Below are 2,998 nucleotides of genomic sequence, written 5' to 3' on the forward strand. Positions count from 1 at the left end.
CGAGGAGGCGGCGGCGGGCCAGGGCGGCCAGGGCGCCGGCGACCAGGCCCAGGGCGAGGAGGGCGAGGACCGAGCCCTGGAGGAGGGGGAGGTCCTGGGACTTGGCCGCGCCCAGGGCCGTACGGCCGATGCCGGGCACCGCGAACACCGTCTCCACGGCGACCGCTCCGCCCGTCAGACCGACCGCGACCATGCCGAACTGCGGTACCAGGGGCGGCAGTACGCGGCGCAGTGCGGCCGCCGAGACACGGGACCGGCTCACGCCCGCGCCGCGCCACAGCTCCACCCAGCGTTCGTCGAGCACGGCGGGCAGCGCGTCCGCGACCAGGCGGCCCAGCAGACCGCCGGCCGGGACACCGAGGGCGATCGCGGGCAGGACCAGGTACTCGGGGCCCGCCCAGCCGGCCGTCGGCAGCAGGCCCAGCCACACCCCGCACACCAGCAACGCGACCGTGGCCAGCAGGAACTCGGGCACGGCGGCGAGCATCGCGGCGAACGCGCCGGCCGACCCCCGGCCCCGCACGAGCACCGGGGCGACCAGCGCGCAGGCCAGCAGCACCGCGACGGCGAAGGCGGCGCCCATCAGACCCAGGGAGACCTGGAGGCCGGAGACCACCGAGGGGAGCACGTCCGTGCCCGACACCCACGAGGTGCCGAGGTCGCCGCGCACCAGCCCGGAGGCCCAGTTCCCCAGCAGGGTGAGAGGGCCCGCGCCCAGGCCGAGATCCTCACGGATCGCGGCCAGCGCCTCGGGCGTCGCCTCCTGCTCGGCCGACCGGGCGCGCAGCACGGTCAGCGCGGGGTCACGGCCGGACAGCCACGGCAGCAGCCCGACGACGGTCAGGACGGCGAGGAGACTGACGAGGCGGGTCGGCCCGGCGGGACCGACCCATCTCCGGGCGTTCCTCGCGGCACGTCCCACGGGTGACGGGGCGGCCGTACCCCCCAGGGCGTGTCCGACGGGTGAGGGGCCGGTCGGCTTCCCGTCGGCCCGTCCGGCCTGCGTCGGGCCGGACGACGTGCCTGCGGATCGCTTCACCTGACGTAGGTGTCCGCGGTGACCAGTTCCCGCTCGCGCGGGTCGTGCGCGGCGTCCACGACTCCGGCCGCGTCGCCCTGGATGACCCGCTCGTGCAGCAGCGGCACGGCCGCGTCGGTGGTGAGGACGGCGGCCTCGGCGTCGATGACGGCCTGGCGGCGGGCGTCACCGGCGGTGGTGTCGGAGGCCTTGCCGAGGGCCGTGTCGACGGTCCTGTCGGCGAGTTGGGAGATGTTGAAGGAGCCGTCGGAGGCGAAGTCGCTGTAGAGGTACGCGGCCGGGTCGCCGGAGTCGAGGACCGTCGCCCGGGACAGGATGAACGCGTCGAACTCGCCGGCCAGCGCGTCGGACTCGATGTTCGCGTACTCGCGCACGTCGAGCTTCACCTTGAACCCGGCCCTCTGTAGTTGCTGCTGGAGCGTGGCCGCGACCTCGGGCAGCTCCGCGCGGTCGGTGAAGGTGCCGATGGTGATCGACCTGCCGGAGGGGTCACCCGCCTTCGCCCGCTTCACGGCCGACCGCAGCTCGGCGGCCCAGGGGAGCGCGGGCCCGAGCAGCCCCTCGGCGACATCCGCCCGTCCCTCGTACACACCCTCGACGATCGACTTCGCGTCGACGGCCTCGCGGGCGGCGGCGCGCAGCGAGGCGTCCTTGAAGACGCCCTTGCGGGTGTTCAGGTAGAGGGTGTTGGTGCGGGGCATCGGGACCTCGGTGATCAGGTCCTGGTCGAGCACGGCGGCCTGCGACACCGGGACCGCCTCGACGATGTCGGCCTCGCCGCTGCGCAGGGAGGCCGCGCGGGCGGTGCCGTCCGGCACGAACGTCACATCGATGCCGGGGGCCTTGGCCTTGTTGCCCCAGTAGTCGTCGTAGCGGTCGAGGGCGGCGGAGGCGGTGCCGTTCACCTTGGTCAGCTCGAAGGGGCCGGTGCCGGCGCCGACCGGGTTCACCGTCTTCCCCTCGTACGCCTTCGCCGCGAGGATCGAGAGCTGCGGCGAGCTGAGGCGCTGCGGGACCAGCGGGTCCTCGGTGGCCGTGGTGACGGTGACGGTGTTGCCGTCGGCCTTCGCGGTCAGGTCCACGCCGTCGAGGATGCGGGGCTTGGGTGCGGCGGTGGCCGCCTCGGTGAGGGAGTTGACGACGGCCTCACCTGTCAGCTTCGTCCCGTCGTGGAAGGTCACGCCGTCCCGGATCGTGAACGTCCACTTCTTGCCGGACCGCTTCCACCCGGTGGCCAGCGCGGGCCGCGCGTCGCCCTCCGCGTCCAGCTTCACCAGGGTCTCGGCGGTCGACCAGCGCGACAGCTTGAACGCGTCGTCGGACAGCGGCGACAGGCCCGAGCGGGGCGGCAGCATCATCGCGACCCGTATCCGCCCGCCTTCGCCCGAGGCGCCGCCCTCGTCGGCGCCCGTCGACGAGAAACACCCTGTGAGCAGGGCGGAGGCCGCGGTCGTGACCGCGGTGAGAGGGACGAAACGGGCCGGGAGGCGCACGGAACACTCCGAGTAAAGACGTGGTCAAAGATTCAACGTGCCCGACCGTAGCACGATGACAATCATTTTCATAAGCGCCTTTTTCCGCCACCGGGACGGGTGGGGGAACGCGTCAGAGCCGCGCCCCCTTGAGCGCCATGTGGAGCAGCAGCCGGTCCTCGCCGTCGGACAGGTCCAGGCCCGTGAGCTGTTCGACGCGGGAGAGGCGGTAGTAGAGCGTCTGGCGGTGGATGCCCAGCTCGGCGGCGGTGCGGCCCGCTTGGCCCGCGTGGTCGAGGAACACCTCGGCGGTGTGGGCGAGGTCGCGGTGCGCGGGGGTGAGGAGGAGGCGGACGCAGGGGTCCTGGGGGGCGTCGGGAGGCAGTGCGGTCAGCAGGCGGTACGGGCCGATGGAGCGCCACTCGGCGACCGGGCCCAGACGTGGCTCCGCCAGCGCCGCGCGGGCCGCCGCCGAGGCCTCCCGCCA

Annotated in this window: 3 protein-coding genes; all 3 read right to left on the reverse strand. The window is 73.8% G+C overall.

The window, feature by feature from the left end:
- A partial coding sequence (locus tag AWZ10_RS36605; protein WP_159058488.1) for an ABC transporter permease occupies positions 1-922 on the reverse strand: 922 nt, incomplete at its 3' end.
- Positions 923-1,035: 113 nt separating this feature from the next.
- Positions 1,036-2,532 (reverse strand): ABC transporter substrate-binding protein, encoded by a 1,497-nt coding sequence (locus AWZ10_RS36610; RefSeq protein WP_060893173.1) that lies wholly within the window; start codon positions 2,530-2,532, stop codon positions 1,036-1,038.
- 112 nt (positions 2,533-2,644) lie between these two features.
- Positions 2,645-2,998: PucR family transcriptional regulator (locus AWZ10_RS36615; RefSeq protein WP_167366026.1), on the reverse strand; the 354-nt coding region annotated here is incomplete at its 5' end.

This window comes from Streptomyces europaeiscabiei (assembly GCF_001550375.1).
GTDB classification, from domain to species: domain Bacteria; phylum Actinomycetota; class Actinomycetes; order Streptomycetales; family Streptomycetaceae; genus Streptomyces; species Streptomyces europaeiscabiei.